The sequence below is a fragment of the Bosea sp. PAMC 26642 genome, from assembly GCF_001562255.1.
GTDB lineage: Bacteria > Pseudomonadota > Alphaproteobacteria > Rhizobiales > Beijerinckiaceae > Allobosea.
On the sequence record NZ_CP014301.1, the window covers coordinates 2,445,544 to 2,469,769 of the forward strand.

General features: G+C 66.8%; 24 protein-coding genes. 12 read left to right on the forward strand and 12 right to left on the reverse strand.

The window, feature by feature from the left end; all coding sequences use genetic code 11:
• The first annotated feature begins 1 nt into the window (after position 1).
• Positions 2-2,095 carry a hypothetical protein gene (locus tag AXW83_RS11720; RefSeq protein WP_066613700.1) on the forward strand — a complete coding sequence of 698 codons (2,094 nt, stop codon included), beginning with the start codon at positions 2-4 and terminating at the stop codon, positions 2,093-2,095.
• Positions 2,096-2,240: 145 nt separating this feature from the next.
• Here the strand turns inward: AXW83_RS11720 and AXW83_RS11725 are convergent, their stop codons facing one another.
• The 3 genes from AXW83_RS11725 to AXW83_RS11735 all read right to left on the reverse strand — a co-directional run bounded on the left by AXW83_RS11725 (position 2,241) and on the right by AXW83_RS11735 (position 3,910).
• The gene (locus tag AXW83_RS11725; RefSeq protein WP_066613701.1) at positions 2,241-2,741 is read right to left on the reverse strand and encodes a GNAT family N-acetyltransferase; all 501 of its coding nucleotides are present in this window, start codon (positions 2,739-2,741) and stop codon (positions 2,241-2,243) included.
• 209 nt (positions 2,742-2,950) lie between these two features.
• Positions 2,951-3,304 (reverse strand): hypothetical protein, encoded by a 354-nt coding sequence (locus AXW83_RS11730; RefSeq protein ID WP_156639955.1) that lies wholly within the window; start codon positions 3,302-3,304, stop codon positions 2,951-2,953.
• Positions 3,305-3,397: 93 nt separating this feature from the next.
• A complete protein-coding gene (locus AXW83_RS11735; RefSeq protein WP_066613703.1) occupies positions 3,398-3,910 on the reverse strand; it encodes an NUDIX domain-containing protein in 513 nt (170 codons plus the stop codon).
• Between the two features lie 342 nt (positions 3,911-4,252).
• On the opposite strand from AXW83_RS11735, the gene AXW83_RS11740 reads away from it, so the two are divergent.
• Complete coding sequence (locus tag AXW83_RS11740; RefSeq protein WP_168166089.1) at positions 4,253-5,146, forward strand: metallophosphoesterase family protein; 894 nt, start codon at positions 4,253-4,255, stop codon at positions 5,144-5,146.
• A gap of 175 nt (positions 5,147-5,321) precedes the next feature.
• Here AXW83_RS11740 and AXW83_RS11745 read toward each other — a convergent pair whose 3' ends face one another.
• Together AXW83_RS11745 and AXW83_RS11750 are read right to left on the reverse strand one after the other, a co-directional pair.
• A complete protein-coding gene (locus tag AXW83_RS11745) occupies positions 5,322-6,068 on the reverse strand; it encodes a glucose 1-dehydrogenase (RefSeq protein WP_066613707.1) in 747 nt (248 codons plus the stop codon).
• A 299-nt stretch (positions 6,069-6,367) separates the two neighbouring features.
• Positions 6,368-8,176 (reverse strand): ABC-F family ATP-binding cassette domain-containing protein, encoded by a 1,809-nt coding sequence (locus AXW83_RS11750; RefSeq protein ID WP_066613709.1) that lies wholly within the window; start codon positions 8,174-8,176, stop codon positions 6,368-6,370.
• A gap of 139 nt (positions 8,177-8,315) precedes the next feature.
• Between AXW83_RS11750 and AXW83_RS11755 the strand changes: the two genes are divergently transcribed.
• Positions 8,316-8,672 carry a hypothetical protein gene (locus AXW83_RS11755; protein WP_066613711.1) on the forward strand — a complete coding sequence of 119 codons (357 nt, stop codon included), beginning with the start codon at positions 8,316-8,318 and terminating at the stop codon, positions 8,670-8,672.
• 2 nt (positions 8,673-8,674) lie between these two features.
• On the opposite strand, the gene AXW83_RS11760 is transcribed toward AXW83_RS11755, so the two are convergent.
• The 4 genes from AXW83_RS11760 to AXW83_RS11775 form a co-directional block, all read right to left on the reverse strand.
• Positions 8,675-9,718 (reverse strand): acyltransferase family protein, encoded by a 1,044-nt coding sequence (locus AXW83_RS11760; protein WP_236841887.1) that lies wholly within the window; start codon positions 9,716-9,718, stop codon positions 8,675-8,677.
• Between the two features lie 37 nt (positions 9,719-9,755).
• Positions 9,756-10,754: a glucokinase gene (locus AXW83_RS11765; protein WP_066613713.1), complete on the reverse strand. Its 999-nt coding sequence runs from the start codon at positions 10,752-10,754 to the stop codon at positions 9,756-9,758.
• Positions 10,754-11,563: a 2-oxo-tetronate isomerase gene (otnI, locus tag AXW83_RS11770; RefSeq protein ID WP_066613716.1), complete on the reverse strand. Its 810-nt coding sequence runs from the start codon at positions 11,561-11,563 to the stop codon at positions 10,754-10,756. Before otnI ends, AXW83_RS11765 begins: the two co-directional genes overlap by 1 nt.
• Positions 11,564-11,734: 171 nt before the next feature.
• Positions 11,735-12,709: a hypothetical protein gene (locus AXW83_RS11775; RefSeq protein WP_066613718.1), complete on the reverse strand. Its 975-nt coding sequence runs from the start codon at positions 12,707-12,709 to the stop codon at positions 11,735-11,737.
• Between the two features lie 84 nt (positions 12,710-12,793).
• Here AXW83_RS11775 and AXW83_RS11780 point away from each other — a divergent pair, with 84 nt between their 5' ends.
• A complete protein-coding gene (locus AXW83_RS11780) occupies positions 12,794-13,021 on the forward strand; it encodes a hypothetical protein (protein WP_066613719.1) in 228 nt (75 codons plus the stop codon).
• Positions 13,018-13,308 (forward strand): type II toxin-antitoxin system RelE/ParE family toxin, encoded by a 291-nt coding sequence (locus AXW83_RS11785; RefSeq protein ID WP_066613720.1) that lies wholly within the window; start codon positions 13,018-13,020, stop codon positions 13,306-13,308. Before AXW83_RS11780 ends, AXW83_RS11785 begins: the two co-directional genes overlap by 4 nt.
• Positions 13,309-13,313: 5 nt before the next feature.
• Here AXW83_RS11785 and AXW83_RS11790 read toward each other — a convergent pair whose 3' ends face one another.
• Positions 13,314-14,066, reverse strand: a complete 753-nt coding sequence (locus AXW83_RS11790) for an FkbM family methyltransferase (RefSeq protein WP_236841888.1) — start codon at positions 14,064-14,066, stop codon at positions 13,314-13,316.
• Positions 14,067-14,071: 5 nt separating this feature from the next.
• Positions 14,072-15,889, reverse strand: coding sequence for a glucans biosynthesis glucosyltransferase MdoH (mdoH, locus tag AXW83_RS11795; protein ID WP_066620358.1), 1,818 nt, complete (start codon positions 15,887-15,889; stop codon positions 14,072-14,074).
• A gap of 84 nt (positions 15,890-15,973) precedes the next feature.
• Between mdoH and AXW83_RS11800 the strand changes: the two genes are divergently transcribed.
• From AXW83_RS11800 to AXW83_RS11820, 5 genes are read left to right on the forward strand one after another with little or no spacing between them, the layout of a single operon-like run.
• Entirely contained in the window at positions 15,974-16,957 is a 984-nt protein-coding gene (locus AXW83_RS11800; RefSeq protein ID WP_066613723.1) for a zinc-dependent alcohol dehydrogenase, read from the forward strand.
• A gap of 8 nt (positions 16,958-16,965) precedes the next feature.
• Positions 16,966-17,424 (forward strand): bleomycin resistance protein, encoded by a 459-nt coding sequence (locus AXW83_RS11805; RefSeq protein ID WP_066620359.1) that lies wholly within the window; start codon positions 16,966-16,968, stop codon positions 17,422-17,424.
• Positions 17,425-17,464: 40 nt separating this feature from the next.
• Positions 17,465-17,866 (forward strand): 6-pyruvoyl trahydropterin synthase family protein, encoded by a 402-nt coding sequence (locus AXW83_RS11810; RefSeq protein WP_066613725.1) that lies wholly within the window; start codon positions 17,465-17,467, stop codon positions 17,864-17,866.
• Positions 17,863-18,915 carry a glycosyltransferase family 4 protein gene (locus AXW83_RS11815; protein ID WP_066613729.1) on the forward strand — a complete coding sequence of 351 codons (1,053 nt, stop codon included), beginning with the start codon at positions 17,863-17,865 and terminating at the stop codon, positions 18,913-18,915. The genes AXW83_RS11810 and AXW83_RS11815 overlap by 4 nt, the downstream gene beginning before the upstream one ends.
• A 26-nt stretch (positions 18,916-18,941) precedes the next feature.
• A complete protein-coding gene (locus AXW83_RS11820; RefSeq protein ID WP_236841889.1) occupies positions 18,942-19,751 on the forward strand; it encodes a class I SAM-dependent methyltransferase in 810 nt (269 codons plus the stop codon).
• 4 nt (positions 19,752-19,755) lie between these two features.
• Here the strand turns inward: AXW83_RS11820 and AXW83_RS11825 are convergent, their stop codons facing one another.
• A complete protein-coding gene (locus tag AXW83_RS11825) occupies positions 19,756-20,325 on the reverse strand; it encodes a cytochrome b (protein ID WP_066613736.1) in 570 nt (189 codons plus the stop codon).
• 233 nt (positions 20,326-20,558) lie between these two features.
• Here AXW83_RS11825 and ribA point away from each other — a divergent pair, with 233 nt between their 5' ends.
• Complete coding sequence (gene ribA / locus AXW83_RS11830) at positions 20,559-21,686, forward strand: GTP cyclohydrolase II RibA (RefSeq protein ID WP_066613739.1); 1,128 nt, start codon at positions 20,559-20,561, stop codon at positions 21,684-21,686.
• Positions 21,687-21,789: 103 nt separating this feature from the next.
• Entirely contained in the window at positions 21,790-24,096 is a 2,307-nt protein-coding gene (locus AXW83_RS11835) for a hypothetical protein (RefSeq protein WP_236841890.1), read from the forward strand.
• Positions 24,097-24,226: the final 130 nt, after the last annotated feature.

Sequence of the window (24,226 nt, forward strand, 5' to 3'; positions counted from 1 at the left end):
GATGTGGAGCCTTTCCTTCGCGCCGCTCGTCCCGCTGCCGCTGCTGATCGGCTTGGCCGTGCTGGCGGCGCTGGCGGCCGGCGCGGCGATCGTGCTTGCCGGCAAGAGTGCGATCCTGCGTGCGTTCGCGCTCGTCGTGCTGACGCTGACGCTCGCCGACCCCTCGCTCGTCTTCGAGGATCGCGAGCCGGTCAAGGACGTCGTCTCGGTGGTGATCGATCGCTCGGCCTCGAACCGGCTCGGCGACCGCACGGCGCAGACCCAAGCCGCGCAAGCCGAGGTCGAGCGCCAGTTGCGCGGGCTCACCAATGTCGAATCCCGCATCGTCGAGGTCCGCGATGCACAAGGGTCCGGCGACGGCACACGCCTGTTCGAGGCGGTGGCGGCGAGCCTCGCCGACTTGCCCTCCGAGCGTGTCGCCGGCGCCATCGTCATCACCGACGGGCTGGCGCATGACGCCCCGCCCAATGCCGAGGCCATGGGGTTGCGCGCGCCGCTGCACGTGCTGACCACCGGGCGCCAGGCCGAGATCGACCGCCGCATCGTGCTGGTCGATTCGCCGCGCTTCGGCATCGTCGGTAAGGACCAGACCATAAGGCTGCGCGTCATCGAGAAGGGCGGGCCGGGCCGCGCCGGGCTGACCGTCCGCCGCGACGGCGAAATCATCGCACGCCGCGAGGTCACCGCCGGCGAGACCGTCTCGGTGCCGGTCCGGATCGACCGCGGCGGCCCCAACGTCGTCGAGATCGAGGCCGCTCCGCTCGACAACGAGCTGACGCTGGTCAACAATCGCGCTGTCGTGACGATCGACGGCGTCCGCGACAAGTTGCGCGTCCTGCTGGTCTCGGGCGAGCCGCATCCCGGCGAGCGCACCTGGCGCAACCTGCTCAAGGCCGACGCCAATATCGACCTGGTCCACTTCACCATCCTGCGACCGCCGGAGAAGCAGGACGGCACGCCGATCAACGAACTCTCGCTGATCGCCTTTCCGACGCGCGAGCTGTTCCAGGTCAAGATCAAGGAATTCGACCTGATCATCTTCGACCGCTACGCGAACCAGTCGATCCTGCCGCTGGTCTATTTCGACAACATCGTCCGCTATGTCCGCGAGGGCGGCGCTCTGCTGATCGCGGCGGGGCCGGAATATGCCGGCTCGCAGTCGCTCTCGCGCACGCCGCTCAGCCAGATCCTGCCCGCCGCGCCGGACGGCACGGTGATCGACGAGGCCTATCGCGCCCGCGTCAGCGAGCCCGGCAAGCGCCACCCTGTGACCCGCGACCTGCCGGGCTCCGAGGTGGAGCCGCCGCGCTGGGGCGAATGGCTGCGCATGGTCGGGGCGCGGGCCCGGACAGGCTCTCCCGTCATGACCGGCCCCGGCGACCGGCCGCTGCTGATGCTGGCGCGCGAGCAGAAGGGCCGCGTCGCTCTGTTCCTCTCCGACCATGCCTGGCTCTGGGCGCGCGGTTTTCGCGACGGCGGCCCACATCTCGATCTGCTGCGCCGGCTCGGCCACTGGCTGATGAAGGAGCCCGATCTTGAGGAGGAGGCCCTGCGCGCCTCGGTGCGCAATGGCGTCATCGAAGTGGAACGCCAGACCTTGAGCGACACCCCCTCGGCGCTGACCCTGACCGGCCCCGATGGGCAGTCGCGCTCCGTGCCGCTGGAGCCCGGCCGGCCGGGCCTGTTCACCGCGCGCATTCCCAGCGGCGAATTCGGCTTGCACCGCATCTCGGCCGACAACCTCACCGCCTTCGCCAGCGTCGGCCCGGAGAACCCGCGCGAGATGATGGAGGTGGTCAGCAATCCGAGCCAGCTTCAGGCGCTCGCCGAGGCCACCGGCGGCTCCTCGCGCCGCATCGGCCAGGAGATCGGCTCCGGCGTCAGCGTGCCCCGCATCGTACCGGTACGCGCGGGTACGGGCTTCTCCGGCGCGGATTGGATCGGCCTGCGCATCAGTGATTCCGGCATCGTGCGCGGCGTCTCGGTCTCGCCGCTCTTCATCGGCCTGATCGGGCTGGCCCTGTTGTTTGGCGCACTCGTCGCCGGCTGGCTCGGAGAGAGCGGCCGCAGGTTCAACCGGAAGAGCGAGGCCTGACCCCTCTGTCATTCCGGGGCTTCGCAAAGCGAAGAACCCGGAACCCACGATCGGGCGATACACTTGCCGTGGGGTCTCGAAGGGGCTCTCCCCGTCGTGGGTTCCGGGTTCGCTGCTGCGCAGCGCCCCGGAATGACAAAGCGCGTCACCGGATCGCCGTCACCGCCCCGCTGCGCTGCGCCAGCACGCCCTCGACCAGTTCCAGCGCCAGGAACCGCGCCGGATCGGCCGGCCCCGGCAGCACGAGCTGTCCGGGCACGATCGGCCTGAAGCCGAAGCGGGCATAATAGGGCGCGTCGCCCACCAGCAGGATCAGGTCGTACCCCGCCGCGCGCGCCGCATCGATCGAGCTGTTCATCAGCGCGGCCCCGATGCCGCGTCCCTCGAAGGCCGGATCGACCGTCAGCGGCCCGAGCATCAGCGCCTGATGCCCCCCGGCCGAAACCGGCGTGACCCGGATCGAGCCGACGAGGAAGGTCCCGACATGGGCCGCGAAACTCAGCCTCGGATCGGGCGGCACGCCCTCCCGCAGCCGGAAGGCGGTGCGGGCGAAGCGGCCGGGCCCGAAGGCACGCTCATGCAACCGCTCGATCGCGGCGGAATCGGCGGGAAGCTCACGGCGGATGGTCAGGGGCAAGGAGGTCATGACGGGTGAAGCACCAGCGAACGGGCAAGACTGCGAAAGCGAGAGCACGGCGCGCGAGCAGCCATGCCGGAAAGTGCGTTCAGCGCGCCGGTCGTCGCAGGAGAAGCTGTTGCCCGTTGGTCATGACGGTGCGGCTCTAGCAGAGCATAGGGCGAGCGTCCATGGCACCCGCGCGCCGATCAACGTCCGGCCGTCGGTGGCGCAGATCGCTATTGCGGTATCCCGCAACGGCCGAAACTGATCGATACCGCATCGTCGTGACGTTGAATCTCGGTGAAGGTCATCGTCCCGAGATCGAGATCGGCAAAGATGCCCTGCTCCGGCATGACGATGCTCAGCCGCGATCCCGTCCGGCGGGGAGAAAAGCGCAGCGTCTCGCATTGCAAGGCGTTGCACCGCGAATAGAAGCCAGACGCTTCATCGACAAAGTGGACATGCTCGACCTTGATCGCGGCGCAGTCCGATTGCGAGCATTCATAGCGGGCCGCAATCAGGCAATCGAGCTGCCCCGCCGCGGCAGGCTCCAGAAATGCCGCTCCCAACGACAGCAGAGCAACTCTCATGGCAGGCAAGCCCCCAAGCCCAGCATGAGAAAGGTTAGAGCAATTGCAGGGCCCGCGCCACACAAAGTGCTCCCGGCGTGGTACGGCAGCGCCTCACCAGTCGGCGGCGACCGCATCCCTCCCGGTCACCTCATCCAGCCGCCGCCGCGTTGCGCCCGTCGTCCCCTCCGGCAGGTCATCGAGCGAAAACCACCCTGCCTCCGCGATCTCGCGATCGGCCTGCTTGATGCCATCCACCACGAACGCCCGCACCACGAACACCGCGACATGGTCGCGCCGCGACATCTTGCGGTTGAAGAACACGCCATGCAGCATTGCCGGCCCCGTCAGGCGGATCAGCCCCTCTTCGCGCAGCTCCTTGGCGAGCGCGTCCTCCAGCGTCTCCCCGACCTCGACGCCGCCGCCCGGAAGATGCCAGCCCGCGACATAAGTGTGACGCACGAGGAAGACTTGTCCGGCCTCGTTCAGGACGGCCCCGCGAACGCCCAACGTCATGCCGCGCGAAAGGCGGAAATAGAGGTGAAACAGCCGCCTCAGCGCCCTCTCACGCAACCGAACGCGGATTAGGGGGTCGTTCGCCGCTCCGGGCGGTCGATTTTTCGGCATCTCAGGCCCAAATCCTAAAAAACTCTGAATTGCCTATGCAATTGGCGCATGGCGGAGGCCCATTCTAGGTTCCGTTACGTCACAAACGCGCCGCAAACCGGGCCGATAAGGCCAGCCTCACTGCTGGGGAATACCGTCATGCTGCTCTCTTTCATCACCGCCTGGTTCCAGGCCAAGCCTGCCTATGTCTGGAAGCCCGCTCTTACCCTGACCGATTCGCGTATCGTGTCGGAACTGACCGGCGCCGCCAACTGAGCCTTCGACAGGCGCTTTGCGAGACTGCGTCGCCAACGACGCATCTCCGCGCTTGACGGGACGGGCATCGCGAGGGCACGCAGGATCGTGTTCAAGCTCGCGCATCTGTCCGACCCGCATCTGGGCCCGCTCGCGCGGTTCTCGCTGCATCATCTGCTGGGCAAGCGCGCCACCGGTTATGTGAACTGGCGGCGCAACCGCCGGCACGCGCATGACATGGCGATCCTGGCGCTGATCGTCGCCGATCTGCGTGGCCAGAGCCCTGATCACGTGGCCTGCACCGGCGACGTGTCGCATCTCGGCCTGCCCAACGAGTTCAAGACAGCCGTCACCTTCCTCGACACGCTGGGCGAGCGCGCGGCGGTGAGCTTCGTGCCCGGCAATCACGACGCCTATACCCGCTCATCCCTCAAGTCGGTCGCCCATTATCTCGGCCCCTGGTGCAGCGGCGATGACGGCGTACCCGGCTATCCCTGGTATCGCCGCAGCGGCCCGGTAGCGCTCATCGGCCTCAACACCGGCGTACCGACCTTGCCGCTGATGGCCACGGGCCGCGTCGGCCGCACCCAGATGGTCAAGACCGAGGCCCTGCTCGACCGCGCCCGCGACGAGGGGCTGATCCGCGTCATCCTGATCCACCATCCCCCTTATGTCGGCGGTGCGCGCCGCTCGCGCGAACTGGTCGATGCCGAGGCCTTCGAGGCCATGCTGAAGCGCAAGGGTGCCGATCTCATCCTGCACGGCCACAACCACCGCTTCTCCCTGGCCTGGCGGCCGGGGCCGGCGCGCGACATCCCGATCGTCGGCGTCCCCTCGGCCTCGATCGGTCCCCTGGGTCATGGCGAGATGGCGGCCTGGCATCTCTTCAAGATCGAGGGTGACGGCGCCACGCCGCACATCAGCGTCGAGCAGCGCGCCTTCGAGCCCGACGGCACGGTGATACTTCGCCAGGAAATCGCGCTTCACACGAAGCCGGTGTGAGGGGTGTCATCCCGCACGCGCTGCGGCACGCAGTGACGCTGCGCAGATGCGGGACCGTCGTCAGCAAGAGGCTCCCTCTGCCGCGGCCGAAGTGAGAATCGCGCGATCTCGTCTCGCGGTCCCGTGTCTGCGCAGCGTCACTGCGTGCCGCAGCGCGCACGGGATGACAGCGCTCTCAGACGCAGCGCCCGCCATCCACCGCCAACACCGACCCCGTCACCATTTCGGCCTCGTCGGAACACAGGAACAGCGCCGCATTGGCGATGTCCTGCGGCGTCGAGAAGCGGCCCCACGGAATGACGCTCTTGAACTGCGCCCGTTTCTCGGGCGTGTCCTCGCCCATGAAGGTCGCCAGCAGCGGCGTCTCGCCCGCCACCGGCGCGATCGCGTTGACGCGGATGCGGTCGGGCGCGAGTTCGACAGCCATCGACTGCGAGATCAGGTTCGCCGCGGCCTTCGAGCCGTTGTACCAGGTCAGGCCCGGGCGCGGCCGCAGGCCGGCCGTCGAGCCGATGTTCAGGACGACGCCACCGCCATGCTCGCGAAAATGCGGGATGGTCGCCTTCGCCATCAGGTAGATCGCCTTCACATTGACGTCGAAGACGCGGTCGAATTCCTCTTCGGTCACCTCGATCATCGGCTTGTTACGATGCGTGGTGCCGGCATTGTTGACGACGATATCGAGCCGGCCGAACTTCGCGATCACCTTCTCGACGGCCTTGTCGACGCTCTTGCCCTTGCCGACGTCGCAGGTGACGGCGAACGCCTTGCGCCCGATCGCCTTCGCCGCTTCCTTGGCCTTCTCGCCGTTCAGGTCGAGCACCGCGACCCGCGCGCCCTCGCGCACGAAGGTTTCGGCGATGCCGAAGCCGAACCCCTGCGCCGCGCCGGTGATCAGCGCCGTCTTGCCCTTCAGTCTCATCGCGTATCCTCGCCTTTTGTTGTGCGGCGATCTTTGCGGAGATTCCGCCGCATCAACAAATGCGTTTTCGCGATCGGCTCGAGACGGAAATCGTATGGCGGGCTGGTTGTGTCAGGCACTGGAAGAACCCTTCTCCTGTAAGGAGAGGGGCAGGGGTGAGGTGACGGACGTTGAACCAGCAAGGCGCAGATACCAGGACGAGGCAGCGGTGAGGTCACGGCAGCGGCGTTGAAGGGCCGACCCCTCACCCTGCCCTCTCCCTCCGGGAGAGGGTTCCCCGCGCCCGGACTCACCTGCGATCAGGCCCCTATCTCCTCGCTGAGCATCTCCAGCGCCAGCCAGCGCTCCTCCGCCTGCCCGATCTCGCGCGTCACCTCTTCCAGCCGGGTCGTCGCCTTGGCGAACAGCTTCGGGTCGCGGGTGTAGAGATCGCCTGCCATCGCCGCACTCAGCTTGGCGGCCTCGGCCTGCAGCACCTCGATGCGCTTGGGCAGCGTCTCCAGCGCGTGCTTCTCATTGAAGGAGAGCTTGCGCTTGTTGACCAGGGCCGGCGCCGCGATCGTCGGCATGGCCTCTTCGACGGCGCCCTTGCCTGCAACGACCCGCGCCTTGGCACCCACGCCGCGCCCGCGCTGGGCTATCATGTCGGTGTAACCTCCGGCGAATTCGGTCCAGACGCCGTCGCCATCGGAGATCAGCGTCGCCGAGACGACACGGTCGATGAAGTCGCGATCATGGCTGACCAGCAGCACGGTGCCCTGATAATCGGCCAGCAGTTCCTGCAGCAGGTCGAGCGTCTCCAGGTCGAGATCGTTGGTCGGCTCGTCCAGCACCAGCAGGTTGGAGGGTTTAGCCAGCGCCCGCGCCAGCATCAGCCGGCCGCGCTCGCCGCCAGACAGCGCGCCGACCGGCGTGCGCCGCTGCAGCGGCTGGAACAGGAAGTCCTTCATATAGGCGATGACATGGCGCGGCGTGTCGCCGACCATGACCTGATCGGAGCCGCCGCCTGTCAGAGCATCGCCGAGCGGCGTCGCCGGATCGAGACTTTCGCGGCGCTGGTCCAGCGTCACCATGTTGAGCGAGACACCGAGCTTCACCGTGCCGGAATCGGGCGCGAGCGCACCGGTCAGCAGGTTGATCAGTGTCGTCTTGCCCGCACCGTTGGGGCCGACGATGCCGATCCGGTCGCCCCGCGCGACGCGCAGCGAGAGATCCTTGATCACGACGTTCGAGCCGAAGGCTTTTGCGACGTTGACCGCCTCGATCACCAGCTTGCCCGAGGTCTGCGCGTCGCTGGCCTCCAGCCTGACATTGCCGACGGAACTGCGCGCCGTGCGGCGCTGTTCGCGCAGGCCGTGCAGTTCGCCGAGCCGCCGCTGGTTGCGCGTCCGCCGCGCGCTGACGCCGTAGCGCAGCCAGTCTTCCTCGCGTGCGATCTTGCGGTCGAGCTTGTGCCGGTCGAGCTCCTCCTGGGCCAGAACCTCGTCGCGCCAGGCCTCGAACTCGCCAAAACCCTTGTCCATGCGCCGGGTCAGGCCGCGATCGAGCCAGATCGTCGCCCGCGACAGCGAGGTGAGAAAGCGCCTGTCATGGCTGATCAGGACCATCGCCGAGCGCAGCGATTTCAGCTCCTGCTCCAGCCATTCGATCACGGGCAGGTCGAGATGGTTGGTCGGCTCGTCGAGCAGCAGGATGTCGGGCTCGGGCGCCAGCACGCGCGCCAGCGCCGCCCGGCGCGATTCACCGCCCGACATGGTGGCGGGGTCCTCCTCGCCGGTCAGGCCGAGTTCGGAGACGAGATACTGCGCGCGATAGTGGTCGTCGCCGGGTCCCAGGCCCGCCTCGACATAGGCGAGCGAGGTCTTGTAGCCGGTGAAGTCCGGCTCCTGCGGCAGGTACTGGATGGTCGAGCCCGGCTGCACGAAACGCTCCGCCTTGTCGGGATCGACGAGGCCCGCCGCAATCTTCAGCAGCGTCGATTTGCCAGAACCGTTGCGCCCGACGAGGCAGACGCGCTCGCCGGCCGAGACCGCGATCTCGGCTGCTTCGAGCAGCGGCTGTCCGCCGAAGGTGAGCGCGACATCGCGCAGATGGAGCAAGGGGGCCATGACGTATCCGTGTGGAGGAGGTGGCGGGATAGCCCGTAGCGGCCCTGCTGTCACGCATTGCGCTGCGCTTGCTGCCATCTGGTGCGACGCAGCATCAACGCTATGATGGTGCCGACATCCCCATTCAGGCGATCCGCCCGTGAGCAGACGGCCCCGCACCCGCAACCAGGATCGTGCCGGCATCGGCGGCAATGGCGGCCCGCCGCTGGAGGAGCCGCCGCACGAGCCGGAATGGGGCAAGGGCGAGATCGACCGCTATTTCGAATGGCGCAGCGCCCATCGCCGCGCCTGGCGCAAGCCGCCGGCAATCGCGCTGCGCCGCCAGGAGCGCGCCGAGGAACTCGGCCTGACCTATGAGGAATACACGCTCGAACTGCTGGAGCGCGGCCGCTACCCGCAGCCCGAGGATGTCGCCGCGATCAAGGCCAAACGCGGCGAGCGCCGCAAGGCCGGCGGCGTGGTCGGGCAGTCGCTGAAGGGATTGCGGTTGCGCTAGCGTCAGGCGTCGAGCTTTTGCCTGATCCAGCGCGTCGCCGGTCGCTCGAAGCCGTGGTGCACGGCAAGCGCAGCCATGACCGAGCCTGCGAGCGCCAGCGCGATGAAAACCACAGGTGAGCCGAAGCCCGAATGCACGAAAACCTCGCGCAGGCCCCGGATCACGAAAGGGTGGACGAGATAGAGCGCATAGGACGCATCGCCGACCGACCCCAGCACACGCATCAGCAAGGACGGCTCAAAGCGTGCCTCGCCGGACGCTGCCGCCAGGACGAGCAATGCCGCGGCCGAGCCATGCAGGGCAAAACTGCTCCACACACCGCTCCACGGCGCATATTGTCCGGCAACCAGGAGCGCAGCTCCGCCGGTCGCAACGGCAAGGCGAAGCGGTTGCCGCAGCCGCAGCCCCCCTCGCCAGAGCAGCGCCAACCCCATGCCAATGGCGAATTCAAGCACGATCGGCTGGCCCCAGAATCCGAACGGCAAGGGCAGCGGCCCGGCGAGCGCCTCGGCCCCGACCAGAATCGCAAGCGCCGCCCCGATGGCCGGCAGAGACCAGCCGGCCGGCAACGCAAGCCCTGCGGCGAACAGTGCGTAGAACAGCATCTCGTAGTTGAGCGTCCAGCCCAGCGAATAGACCGGCTGGACGAGCCCGACCGTCGAGACGCTCGGCCAGAACAGATAGGAGGCGGCGACCTGCCCTCCATTGGGTACGCTGGAGTTCAGGGCGCCGGGCAGGATGAGCCCGATCAGCAGGAACAGCGTCGTCGCGGCCCAGTAGAGCGGCACGATGCGCGCGAGCCGCCGCTCCATGAAAAGCCTCGCGCCGCCCGGCTTGCCAGACAGCCCGGCCGAGGCATGGACCATGATGAAGCCGGAGACGACGAAGAAGATGTCGACCCCGGCCATCCAGGGTAGCACGGTCGACGGCGAGAAAGTTGTTCCGGCGCGCTGCGCCAACGCCGTCGCATCGTACTGGACGTGATGCACCGCGACCATGAAGGCCGCGATGGCGCGCAGCGCTTGGATGCCATGGAGCTGGAACAAGCGGGAGGAGGCCTTTGGCGTGCTGGAGCTCAGGCGCTCACGCAGACCATAGCCGCGCGGGGTCGTCCAGTCCGAAACGCTCCGGCGCGGCCGCGATCGCCGCCAGCCCTTGTTCGGCCGCGTCGTGCGCCGTGATGACGTGAAGCGCGAAGCGCGAGGTAAGATCTTCCATCGGCGGCTTGCCGCAGAATACGGCCCGGATCGTCGCCGGATCGGCAAGCGGGAGCAGGCGGGGCACGATCCCGCCGGCGATATAGACGCCGCCCGTGGCCTTGAAGGCGAGCGCCAGATCGCCCGCGACACGCGCCAGCAGCCGCCAGAAACAGACCACCGCCATCAGCGCCACAGGATCGCCGTCGAGCGCCAGGGTCGTCACGTCGGCTGCACTGACATCGGGCTCGAGCATCCGCGACTGGCTGGCGACCGCGCGGTGAAAGCGCACCAGCCCATCCCCACTGAGCAGGCTTTCGACCGTGACGCGCGGCAGGTCGGCGGCAAGCGCCGGCCAGATCTTCTCCTCGGTCGGGTCTTCGGGCCCGACGCCGATATGGCCGGACTCGGTCGGAACCAGAACGCCCCTGTCGCCGCGCCGCAGCAGCGCCGCCGCCCCGAACCCGGTGCCGGGTCCGAGCACGAGGCGCAGGCCCTCGGCTTCGGGGCGGCCGGGCACCAGCGTCGTGACATCCTTTTCGCCAAGCACGGCAAGCGAAGCCGCCAGCGCCTCGAAATCATTGACCAGCAGTCCCTGTTCCAGCGAGAGCGCGCTTGCTATCGCGGCCCCGTCGAAATGCCAGCCGGCATTAGTCAGCTGCGCGCTACGCCCGTCGAGTGGGCCTGCCACGGCCAGCACCGCGGAGCGAGGACGCTCCGAAAGCGTCGAAAGCACCGATTCGAACGCCGCTTCAGGCGTGGCGTGTGAGCCCGTGCCGATCCGCGCCAGCGATTCGTGCGGCGCGCCAGCCTCGGGCACCAGCGAGAGACGACAATTCGTGCCACCGATATCGGCGACCAGAACCGGATAGACGAAGTCTGCCATCAGACGATGTCCCGGATGTCGGGCTTGTGCAGGTCGGGCTTGCGGTAGTCCGAGAACCAGCCGAGCCCTTCCAGCGTGCCGGCCTGCGGCCGGTATTCGCAGCCGACGAAGCCGTCATAGCCGAGTCCATCGAGTTCGGCGAACAGGAGCGGATAGTCCGGTCCCGAGGCGTCGGGTTCGTGGCGCCCAGCGGCGCGGGCGATCTGGACATGGCCCACGAGTGGGAACAGGGCCTTCAGCTTGCCCGAAACGTCGCCATGGATCAGTTCGCAATGATACATGTCGAACTGCAGCTTGACGTTCGGCCGCCCGGATTCGCGGACATAGGCGGCAGCCTGGTCGAAATCGTTGAGGAAATAGCCCGGCATGTCCCTGCCGTTGATCGGTTCCAGCAGCAGGTCGATGCCGTGCTCGGCCAGCCTGTCGGCGGCGTAGGCGATCGAGGCGCGATAGATCGCCTGCGCGCTGACGTCGGCGGGATCGGCCAGCCCCGCCATCATGTGCAGCCGCTTGACCCCGGTCTCATGCACATAGGCCAGCGCCGTGTCGATCCCGGCACGGAACTCCTCCTCGCGACCGGCAAGCGCCGCGATGCCGCGCTCGCCCTTGGCGAAATCGCCCGGCGGCAGGTTGAACAGCGCCTGTTCGAGCTCGGCACCGACGAGTGCAAGGCCGACCTTTTCCGGCGGATGCTCATAGGGGAACAGAAACTCCGCGGCCTCGAAGCCCGCATTCGATGCGGCCTTGAACCGGTCCAGAAACTCCCATTCGGTGAACATCATCGACAGATTTGCGGCAAAGCGCGGCATGGCGGCCTCGAAGCTGGAACAGGACGGGCAGGCTAGCGCGAAGAGTGCCGGCCGTCATGGCCGAACGCATGAAAGCGGGATCGCGTTCCTCCGGATCGCCTCGCGGCGTCATTCCGGACAAGCGGCAAAGCCGCGCCGATCCGGAATGACGACCATTCGTAGTGCTTCGCCTCACTTCTTCTCAGGCTTCGCCGGCGGATTGGGGTCTTTCGAGAAGTTGCGGAAGACCATGTCGGGCGAGGAGGTGTTGTGGCGCGAATGCGTGGTGCGGCCCATCCAGACATCGGTCGCCTTGCCACCGGAGAACGGCATCAGCGGCTCCTCGCGCCAGCCCTTGGCGCCGGGCTCGCGAATGGCGATGCGGGCCACATCGTTGTTGAACTCGGTGACATACATCGAGCGCAGCGCCAGGAAGCCCTTGCCGCCGGTGACGGTCTTGTCGAGCACGGCGTCCAGCACCATGCGGTTCTCATCGACATCGGCCATCGTCAGCGTGCCCGCCGAGCCGTCCTTGAAGTTCATCTTGAACGAGGTCGTCTTCGGGTCGAACTCGATCTCCCTGATGTTCACCACCGGCCGGGCGCCATCCTGCTCGATCGGCCCGAACAGGAAGGACGAACCATAGGAGGAGAAGCCCAGATGCTGCGGCGGCATCGGCCGGGCGCGCCAGTAGCCGTCCTGCGGATAGACCACCAGCACCTCGTAGGACTTGTCCTTGCCGAGCTTCCAGAGCTGCACGAGATGCAGCCCCTTCTCGACCCTGTCGCCGACCTTGAAGGTCGTGTCGGCCGGACGCCAGAAGGTCGGGAAGGTGTAGCCGACCAGCCAGTAGTCGATGCTCTCGTAGAAGGTCACGCGGCGCGGCGGCACCGGTGCGGCGAATACGGGATCGCCCGTCATGTCGCAGTTCGCCCAGTCGGCGTCCCAGTTGTCGCGCACGAGGCCGGCGATATAGGCCGGATGGGCCGCCTCGATCTGGAAGCGCCGAACCTCGGGCGAGATCGCCTTGATGGTGACGTTGTCCTTCTCGGCGCAAGTCACCGGCTCGGACTCGTTCTTCACCTCGACGGCGACATCGCTGGCGGCGAGGGCGGGCGAGGCGACAAACGCGAGGACCAAGCTGACGATACGAAGGGAGAAGGCCATGATCTGTCCTTGAAAGGCTTATTCGATGACGAGCAGGGAAGTGGGATATTGGCGCAAACCGCAATCCTCGTTTAAAGTAAGTGGATGACGGAGCTTTTCAAATTTGCGGTCGAGGCCGCCCGTGCGTTGCCGCCGGAGCGGCAGGATGAACTCGCACACTTGATTATCGCCGCAACCGATGGCGGGCAGAAGCCTGCCGCTTTGTCACTCGATTTCATTGCTTCGCTCAGAAAGTCGCTCGAACAGGCCGACTGCGGAGCATTCGCAACAGACGAAGAAGTGGCCGCAGTCTGGCGCAAGCACGGGCTGTGAAGCTTCGCTATACGACCGAGGCTTTGCAAGAGCTTGACGCTACGCTCGATTTTATCGCCGGTCAGTCGCCGCGTGGTGCGCGTCAGGTCCAACGCCGGATCAAGGCCAAAACGTCGCTTCTTCGGAAACACCCGTTGGCCGGCCCAATGACAGCAATAATGGGCGTCCGGCAGATCTTCGCCAGCCCGTATCCTTATGCCCTGTATTATCGGGTAACTGCCACCGACATCGTTATCGTCGCTGTGCGACATACGGCAAGCGACATCGGTTCGAGTCCGGTGCGCTGAGCGGCTCATCCCTGCTCCAGCACCGCATACACATCGCCCGAATTCGCCTCATGTGGCAGATCGCGCAGATACCGGCCCATCGCCTCGGCGCCGATCGGCTGGACCAGTTCCAGCACCTGGCTCTCCCCCAGCGCGACGTTGAAGCGGTAGGGACCGAGCATTTCCAGAAGCGCCAGGCAGGCCTCGGCCACATCGCGCTGGATCGTGGTGAACTCGAAGGAGACCACCGGCACCGCTTTGGTGAGCCCGGCCAGCACATGCGCCTCAAACCCTTCGACGTCGATCTTGACCAGCGCCGGCATACCATGGCGCGCGATCAGATGATCGAGCGTGGTGCAGGGCACATCGATCTCGTGGTCCCAGACCTGATCGTCCCATCCCTCTGCCCCGCGCGCCGCGCCGACGAAAGCGTCCGAGGCTGTCGAGACCGTGGGGTTTGCGCTATTGATCCTCAGCGTCACCGAGCCCTCCCGGTCACCGCAGGCGGCCTGGACCAGCGTGACCTGCGGGTCTCGGCCATGGATCAGGCGGATGGCGCGCGCCGGCCCGGGCTGGGGCTCCAGCGCCACGACGCGCGCACCCAAGCGACGGAACGACGAGACTCGGTCGCCGACATGGGCACCGATGTCAAAGGCGAGATCGCCCGCCTTGATGAATTGGCCGTAGAGCGCATCCATCGCCGCGTTCCGCGCGGCGTTGCCGTGATAGACGCGCAGGGAGCGCGAAACCGCCTTGGCCGTCCCCTTCGGATAGGCCACGGCGCTCATCGTGCGGCCACGCTCTGGATCGCGCTCAGCACGGCTGGCGGATCGAAATCCTCCGGGATGCCGCACAGCCCCCGCCGCGCGAACCAGCGCCCGACCGCCGGCAGGGCCGTGACCATCGCAAACGGGATCGCCAACACATAGCCGGCCGTCAGCGGCAGCGACCAGAGCAGCACGGTCGGCGACAGCACGAGAAGGCTGGCAAAGATGTAGATCCCGAACAGCAGATGCGGCCACAGGCCGGCAAAGGCGGTGGCGAAGGACAGCGCATGCGCGTCGCGCGACTGTCCATTCCAGCCGATCTTTGCGCGGCCGAAGACGAGGCCGATCATGAACAAAGTCGTCCGGAAGGTCGAGACCGCGCCCTGCAGGAAGGCGAAGACCACTTCTATCAACGCAGACGCGACGAACCGGCCTGTGCCGCCATAGCGCAGAGTGCCGCCCTTGCTCAGCAAGATGTCGGCAAAGCCGGCGAGCTTGGGAGACAGGTACATCGCGAAGAACAGCACATAGAGTGAGGCGGCCAGCCCCGAGGGATAGCCCGCAATCCCGGCATCCTCGATCACCTTGACCGGCAGCAGCGCGATCATCAGCGTCCAGGCCGGCAGGCCCAGAAACATCAGGACCGCCCAGATAAGCTGGAAACGGCTCATCGCCTTCAGGCCGGGCAGATCGAGCAGCTTGAGATATTGCAGGTTGCCGAGGCACCAGCGCAGGTCGCGCTTGGCGAATTCGAGCATGGTCGGCGGGTTTTCCTCCCAGCTGCCCATCTCGACGGGCATCACGCGGACCTCATAGCCGGCCCGGCGCATCAGCGTCGCCTCGACCTGGTCATGGCTCATCACCGCCCCGCCCAGCGGTCCGGCGCCGGGCAACACGGGAAGATGACAGCCGTCGCGGAACGGCGCGATCCGGACGCAGGCATTGTGCCCCCAGAACGGCCCGCATTCGCCGATCCACCAGGCCGAGCCCATCGTGTAGGGCCGCATGCCGTGGCGCATGCCGAACTGGAAGATGCGCGCAAACGCGGATTGGCTCGGCATCCCCACGACGAGGCTCTGCAGGATGCCGAGCTTCGGATGCGCCTGCATCATCCGGGTCAACTTCACGATCGCCTCGCCCGACATCACGCTGTCGGCGTCGAGCGGCAACATGACCTCGTAACGCTCGCCCCAGCGCTCGCAGAACTCGCGGACATTGCCGGCCTTGAAGCCGGCATTGTCGGTGCGGCGGCGATAGGTGACGCGCGCGCCCTCCCCGATCTCGCGTGCCCACTCCGCCGCCAACAGTTCTTCCGAGGCCGCGACCACCGGATCGTTGCTGTCGGAGAGGATGAAATAGTCGAACCAGGCGCCCTCGCCCGTCGCGTCGAGACTGTCCTTGACGACGCGCAGCCGCGCGAAGGCGCGCGCCGGATCCTCGTTGCGAAGCGTCATCAGGACCGCGGTGCGGATCGCGATCGGTGTCGCGACCTCGCCATCGGCCATGAAGGGCGCAACCTGCTCGATGCCGTCATCCGCACCATGCAGCAGCCAGAGCCCGATCACGGCGTTCCAGAAACCCAGCACGGTCCAGGGCGCGCCGAACAGGAAAGCGACGAAGATCACGACATCGGTTACGGTCCAGCCGCCCGCACCCAGAACCTGCGCCAGCCCCAGCAGCAGCGCGCCCAGCGTCAGGAGGTTGAGCGCCAGCACGAGCCAGCGCCGCGCGCTCAGCATCGCGGTCGTCTGCACGCCGGCCGGTGTCAGATCGCGCGATACCGTAGCCTCTTGCGCCGGTAGCGGGAACGTGGTCGGAGCGGTGCGCTCGTTCATGGCTGTCTCGGTCATGCGATCGGGCGCGGCGGGATGGTCGAGGACGGGAAACGACTCGGGATGGCGCGGGAGGTAAAGCCGGCAATGATCCAGGGAGCAAGTCTCAAGGCGACCGCGCTCTGGTATGTCGGCCAGGGTGAATGCGCGCTGAACGCTCTCGAATTGCCGCAGGCGGGCCCGGACGACTGCCTGGTCGAGACGCTTTGGAGCGGCATCAGCCGCGGCACCGAGCGCCTCGTCTTCGAGGGCCGCGTTCCCGAAAGCGAATATGAGCGTATGCGGGCCCCCTTTCAGGACGGCGCGTTCCCCTTTCCGGTGAAGTACGGCTACTGCGCGGTCGGGCGCGTGGATGCGGGACCGACCGATATAATAGGCAAGACCGTCTTCTGCCTCCACCCACATCAGGACCGTTTCGTCGTACCCCGCGACCGCCTGACGATCGTGCCCGAAGCCGTACCGGCACGCCGGGCCGTGCTGGCGGCGAACATGGAGACCGCGCTGAACGCCCACTGGGACGCAGGCTCCGGTCCGGGAGACCGCATCATCGTGGTCGGCGGCGGCGTGCTCGGCCTGCTCGTTGCCTGGCTGGCGGCGAGATTGCCGGGCGCGGAGGTGACACTGGTCGATATCGATCCGGCCCGGGCCGAACTCGCGAAAAATCTCGGCTTCGCCTTCGCCTTGCCTGCCGACGCGCCCGGCGATGCCGACATCGTCTTCCACACTAGCGCCTCGGCCGCCGGCCTCGCCACCGCGATCGCGGCCGCCGGCTTCGAGGCCCGCATCGTCGAATTGAGCTGGTATGGCGAAGGCACGGTCCAGGCTCCGCTCGGCGGCGCCTTCCATGCGAAAAGGTTGCAGCTTATCTCCTCGCAGGTCGGCCAGATCGCACCCTCCCGCCGATCGCGCTGGGGTTATGCCCGCCGCAGCCAGGTCGCTATGGCGCTCCTTGCCGACGACCGGCTCGACGCGCTGATCACCGAGGAGGTTGCCTTCGCAGAGGCCCCAGCGCACATGCCGGCGCTGTTCGCGCCGGGTGCTGCTGGCCTTACGGCTGTCTTGCGCTATTGAGGATGGCCATGAACGCCCCCCGCTCACATCCGCGCCCCGCTCTCGTGCCGGAACTCAACATCACCTCGCTTCCGGAAAGCCTCGTCTTCTGGCGCGACCTCCTCGGCTTCCGTGTCCTCTACGATCGGCCCGAACAGGGCTTCGCAGCCATCGAGCGAGACGGCGTCGAATTCATGCTGGAGGAATACGATACCGGCCCGGACGAACGGCTCGGCATCTGGACGACCGGCGCACGCGAGAGGCCATATGGCCGCGGCATCAACTTCGAGATCACCGTCGCTGATCTCGATATCCTGCTGACATCGTTAGGCACGGCAGGCTGGCCTATCTTCTTCGGACCCGAGGAACGCTGGTATCGGGTCGACAGTTACGAGACCGGCGTGCGTCAGTTCCTCGTCCAGGATCCCGACGGCTATCTGCTGCGTCTGTCGCAATCGCTCGGCCAGCGGCCGCTGTCGTCAAGCTGAGCATCCGCCGTAGCGTCGACAAACAATCAGGAACCTCCGCATGTTTTCCGTCGAAGTCCGTGACCGCATCATGATCGGCCATTCCCTGCCCGACCCGTTCTTCGGCCCGGCGCAGAACATGCACGGTGCAACCTTCGTGGTCGATGTCGCCTTCTTTCGCGAGACGCTGACGGCGCAGAACGTCGTGGTCGATATCGGGGCGGCGCTCGACGTGCTCAACCGCACGCTGAAGCCGCTGAACTACCAGAATCTCGACATACTGCCGCAATTCGAGGGCGTTCTGACCACAACCGAATTCCTGTGCAAATACGTCTTCAATGCCATAGCTGCTGCGGCCAAATCCGGCGCGCTGGGCGAAGACGGCTCGGGCCTCGCCAAAATTCGCGTCACTCTGCACGAGACCGATCTGGCGCGCGCCAGCTATGAGGGCTCTCTCGCGTGAGCGAGATCGTCTTCGCCATACCCGGCGACATCGACCTGCCGACCGGCGGCTATGCCTATGACCGCCGTTTGCTGGCGGAATGGCGGGCGGCCGGTATCCCGGCGCGCCACCTCGCTCTGCCCCGCTCGTTCCCGAACCCGACGCCGGACGATCTCGCCGAGACCGGCCGGCTGATCGTGTCGCAGCCCTTCGACAGCGTGCTGCTGATCGACGGCCTCGCCTATGGCGCCTTTCCCGAGAGCATCGCCGCGGGACTTGCGGGGCGCGTCGTCGCACTCGTCCATCACCCGCTCGGTCTGGAGACAGGCTTGACGCCAAACCAGGCGGACAGCCTGATCGCGCGGGAGATCGCAGCTCTGCGTTATGCCAGGGAGATCGTGGTCACGAGCCCGACGACGAAGCGCCTCCTCGTTGCGGATTTCGCAGTGGACGAAAACCGTATCGCGGTCGCGGTGCCCGGCGTCGATGCCGCCGCCCGAGCGGCCGGTGGACCGACGGCGGGGCCGCTGGACCTGCTCGCTGTCGGCTCGCTCATCCCGCGCAAGGCCTATGACGTGCTGGTCGAGGCGCTCGAAACCCTGAAGCATCGGGACTGGCGGCTGACGATCATCGGCGCGACCGATCGCGCCCCCGGCACGGCGCGCGCGCTGGAGGCCCAGATCGCGGCGGCCGGATTGAGCGATCGGATCGCGCTCACGGGTGCCGCCGACACGCCGACGCTGGCGCGGGCCTATGACGGCGCAGGCCTTTTCGTCATGCCCTCGCTCTATGAGGGCTATGGCATGGTGCTGACCGAGGCGCTGGCGCGCGGCCTGCCGATCCTGTGCACCACCGGCGGTGCTGCCGCAGAGACGGTCCCGGACGCCGCAGCCGTCAAGGTGCCGCCCGGCGACGCCGCTGCGCTTGCAAAAGCCCTGACGGCGCTGATTGATGATAAGGACCGTCGTGCAGGCATGGCGGACGCGGCCTGGGCAGCGGCGGCAACGCTGCCGCGTTGGCGCGAAACGGCGGCAATCGTCGCCGAAATCTGCCGGAAAGTAAGGTTATGAGCGGTTTTTCACCTGATTGGTTGATCTTGCGGGAGCCTGCGGACCATGCCGCCCGCAACCCGCACATGCTCGCGGCGGTCGGGACGCACTTCTCGTCGAAATCCTCGATGACCATCGTCGATCTCGGCTGCGGCGCCGGTTCCAACCTGCGCGGTACCTTCGCTGCCCTCCCCGATCGCCAGCACTGGACGCTGGTCGACCATGACCAGCGCCTTCTCGACGCCGCGCGCAACAGCCTGGTCGCCTGGGCCGACGAGGCGCGCGAACAGGGCGAGGAGATCGTGCTGTCGAAGGACGGCAAGGCGCTCACCGTCGATTTCCGCCAGGCGGACCTTACCAAGGACCTCGAATGGGTTCTCGGCTGGCAGCCCGATCTCGTCACCGCCGCCGCTTTGTTCGACCTCGCCTCGAAGCGCTGGCTCGAACGCTTCGTCGCCGCCCTGACCAGCCAGCGCCTGCCGCTCTACACCGTGCTGACCTATGACGGGCGCGAGAAATGGCAGCCGCCTCATCCTGCCGATGCGCGCATGTTCGCCGCCTTCACGCACCATCAGAAGACCGACAAGGGCTTTGGTCCGGCTGCCGGCCCCGAGGCCACCGACATCATGGCTGAGGCGTTCCGCAAATCGGGCTTCGCCGTTTCGACCGGCGATAGCCCCTGGCTGCTCGACGGCGACCAAAAGGAGCTCGCGCTGGCGCTGACCAGGGGCATCGCCGACGCCGTCGCGCAGACGGGCCATGTCGATGCGGCGACCATCGCGGACTGGCTAGAAGCCAGGGCAAGGGCGGCATCGGGCCGCATCGGCCATCACGATCTCTGGGCGAGACCGGTCTGAGGCTCTACCGCCCGAGCCCCGGCAGCATCCGTCGCAGCACGCCGTCCTTGCGGATCAGGTGGTGGTACAGCGCCGCCGCGATATGGCCGCCGACCAGCAGCGCGATCAGGATCGCCAGGTTGCCGTGCACTTGCAGGACAGCCTCCGCCAGCGCCTGGTCTGGTTTGACGAGCGCCGGCAGATTGAACAGGCCGAAGATCCCGAGCGAGGGATAGAGCGACACACCGATCCAGCCCAGGGCCGGCACCACGAGCAAAAGCCCGTAGAGCAACCAGTGCACCAGATGCGAGGCCGCCTTCTGCCACCACAGCAGCGTCGGTTCGTCCTTCGGCGCGCCATGGATCAGGCGGTAGGCGAACCGCCCGACGATCAGCCAGAGCAGCAGGAAGCCGATCAGCTTGTGCGTGCTGAACAGCGCATCGGTCACTCCGTCCCAGATGTTCAAGGTGTTGCCGCGATAGGTCATGGCGAAGCCGAGCGGGATCATCACGAACACCGCCGCTGCCGTCACCCAATGCAGATGGCGCGCAGTGCCGCTGTAGATTTCTGTCGTCGCCGGGTCATGATCGCCCATCAAACAAGCCTCCGCACCATTCATCTGGCATTCAATCTGGCGTTCTTATACGAGCGATGGCAACAGATTGGATGTCTGTAGAGTCATTCGCGAGGCGACAGCGACTGCGGAACTGAGTTGCGAGCGGAACGTTTGTCCCCCGGAACCGGTGGTAAGATCCATATCGCCCTTCCGAACGTAAAAGACTACATTTCCCCGACGCCCTCCTTCGGCGCAATCTGACGGACACCCCGATGCCCAAGTCGCGTACGCTCTTCGGACGCCCGCAAGAGACCAATCTGGTGACGGTCGAACGCGCCATCTCGGAATTTCGGGCCGGCCGCCCGGTGCTGTTGCGCGATCATGGCGAACTGGCGCTGGCGTTCTCGGCCGAACTGGCCGAAGGCGAACTTGCTCAACGTCTCGACGAACTCGCTCAGGGCCGTGCTTATCTCGTGCTGAGCGCCGCGCGCCTGCGACGCCTCGGTGCGAAGAACCGGAGCGAAACCGGCATTTTTGCGATGCCGACCATCGATTTGGCCCGGATCGAGACTCTGGCCCTGAAAATCGACGCGAAGGTCGATGCTCCCGTGGCTCCCACGTCGCCGCTGGCCGATGCAGCGCTCGAACTCGCGCGTCTCTCGCTCGTCATCCCTGCCGCGGTCCTGGTGCCGGTCACCGCCGAAGCTGTTGCCGGCGAACCTTTGGTCGAGGTTACGCTGGATGCCGTCATGGCCTACCGCGCGACCCGTGCCGCCTCGCTCACGATCGTTGGCCGCGCCCCGGTGCCCCTCGAAGGCGCGCCGGAAACCGAGTTCGTCGTCTTCCGTGGCGGTGAAGGCCTGCGCGACCAGGTTGCGATCATCGTCGGCAAGCCCGATCTTGCGGATGCTGTGCCGGTGCGCCTGCATTCGGCCTGCCTGACCGGCGACCTGTTCGGCTCGCTGAAATGTGATTGCGGCGACCAGCTGCGCGAAACCGTGCAATGGATGGCCGATAACGAGGGCGGGGTGCTGCTGTATCTGGACCAGGAAGGCCGCGGCAACGGCATCTCCAACAAGATGCGCGCCTACCGGCTGCAGAGCCAGGGCTGGGACACCTACGACGCCGACGAGGTGTTGGGTTTCGATCTCGACCAGCGCCATTTCGACTTCGCCGCCACGATGTTGAAGCAGCTCGGCATCAGCCGCGTCACGGCCCTGACCAACAACCCGCTCAAGGTCAGCGCCATCAAGGCCGCCGGCCTGGAGGTCGCAGCGACGCAGCGCGTGCTGGGCCGGCCCAACGTCCACAATGTTCGCTACCTCACCTCCAAGCGCGATCGGGCCGGCCATGTCATCGACATGGATGCGCTGATGGCCCGCGCCGCGCCTAAGGATTGATCGCCATCGGCGGTTGGGACAAATCGGCCTGATGTCCGGCTCGACAGATCGACAGGCTGACCTTCCTCAAACACGCTGGCCTCTCGCCAGCGTGTTTTGCATCGTGGCCGTCGCCTGGCTCGTTTTGTCCTGGCCCTGGCTCTCGGGCGCACTCACGATACCGTGGGACGCCAAGGCACATTTCCACCCGCAGCTACAGTTCCTGGCGAGCAGCTGGCACAAGGGCCTGTCGCCGTTCTGGACGCCTTACGTCTTCTCGGGCTCGCCGCAGGTCGCCGATCCGCAATCGCTGATCTTCTCGCCATCCTTCGCGCTGATCGCGGCGCTGAACCCCTCGCCAGATTTCCGCTGGAGCGACGGCGCCGTGCTCGGCACCTTGCTGCTGGGTGCGCTCGCGATCGTGCTGCTGTTCCGCGACCGGGGCTGGCATCCCGCCGGCGCTGTCGTCGCCGCGCTCGCCTTCGCCTTCGGCGCCTCGGCGGCCTGGCGCATCCAGCATGTCGGTCAGGTCCTGAGCCTCGGCTATTTCGCCGTCACGCTGCTGCTGATCTCGCGCGCGCTCGAACGCGGCTCTGTGCTGTACGGCTTCGCGGCGGGGCTCTTCGCAGGTTTCATGGTGCTGGGCCGCGACCAGGTCGCACTGATCGGCGTCTACGTCCTGGCCGGGCTGGTGCTGGCCGCCATCGCCATGGCGCCACGGCCATGGCGGGCCTTGCGCGGCAGCATCCTGCCTCTCATCGCCGGCGTGATCGGAGCCGCGCTGGTCGCGGCCGTGCCGATCCTGCTGACGGCATTCCTGGCCCAGGAATCCAACCGGCCGACGATCGACCTGATCGAAGCCGGCAAGGGCTCGCTCCACCCCGCCTCGCTGCTGACCGGCCTCTTCGCCAATCTCTATGGCGCGGCCGGCCCGCTCGACAATTTCTGGGGGCCGCCGAGCCCGGCCTGGGAACAGCGCTTCGGCCCGCTACAGCTCTATCTCGCCCGCAATATGAGCCAGCTCTATCTCGGCTTCCTGCCGATGCTGCTGGTGCTGACGCTCGGGCTGGTGCGCGGCGCGCTCTGGCGGCGCGAGATCGTCGCCCTGACGGTCGCAGCCCTAATCGTGCTGATCTATGCGCTGGGGCGCTATACTCCGGGCTTCCGTCTGCTGTTCGAGCTCTTGCCTGGCATTCCTCTCTATCGCAGGCCGGCCGACGCACTCTTCATCCTCGGCGCACTGCTCGCCATTCTCGGTGGCTACCTGACCCATCTCGTCGTGACCGACGCAGCTCCGCGTGGCCGATGGTGGCAGATCGCTCTCGAAGCCACGCTCCTGCTCGGCGCGCTGGGCGCGGCCCTGTGGCTTGCCTGGACGGTGGGCCGCCTCCACGTGGCGGCCCTGCCGCTGATCACGTCCTTGCTGTGTGCCGTCATCGCCATCGGCGCGCTCATTGCCGCGCGCGGACTGTCCCTGCGCGGTTCGGGCCTCGCGGCCGCCATCGTGCTCGCCTGCGCCATGACCATCGACCTTTCCGTCAACAATGGCCCCAGCGAATCCACTGCCCTGCCCTCGCAGATGTACGACGTGCTGCGCGCCGACAGCGCCAACGAGACGATCGCGATCCTGAAGCGGGAAACCGCCCGCACTGCGGGGCCCGATCGCCGCGACCGCATCGAGCTCGCCGGTATCGACTTCCACTGGCCCAATGCCAGCCTCGTCCACGAACTCGACAACACGCTTGGCTACAACCCGCTCCGACTTGGCCTCTACAGCAAGGCAACCGGCGCCGAGGACCATGTCGCACTGCCGGACCAGCGCAAATTCTCGGCGCTGATGCCAGGCTATCGCTCGCTGCTTGCCGACATGCTGGGTCTGCGTTTCATCGCCACCGGCGTCCCCGCCGAGCAGATCGACAGAAACCTGAAGCCGGGCGACCTGGTCCAGATCGCCCGCACCAAGGACGCCTATATCTACGAGAACCCCCGGGCCCTGCCGCGCGTCCTGCTAGTGCCGAACGCCGAAAAGGCGGATTTCGACACCATCCTGACCAGCGGGCAGTGGCCCCAGGGCTTCGACCCGCGCCGGACCGTGCTGCTCGACCGCACCGTGCCGTTGCCAGCAGCCACGCAAGCCGGTCTGGGGCAGCCCGGCTCCGTCCGCATCACCGACTACGGCACGACGCAGGTCAGCCTCGCCGTGGATGCCCCGCGCGGCGGCTTCGTCGTTCTCAACGACACCTGGCATCATTGGTGGCAGGTCGAGATCGACGGCAAGCCGGCCGAACTGCTGCGTGCCAACGTGCTCTTCCGTGCCGTCGCCGTGCCACCGGGCCGCTCGACGGTGCGCTTCGTCTTCCGCCCGTTCGAGGGATTGTTCGAGGATGTCGGCAGGCGGCTGCGCGCCATGCGCGGCGCGCCGCCGGTCTGAGCTTGGTGCCGGCCATCAGCTCACTTGCCGTTCAGCTAGACAAAAGGCGCACAAGCCGCTGCTTTATGCAGTCTATTCACGAAAATTCAGGAAATCTGCGCAACATGGTCGCTTGAGCGAGGGCCAACGT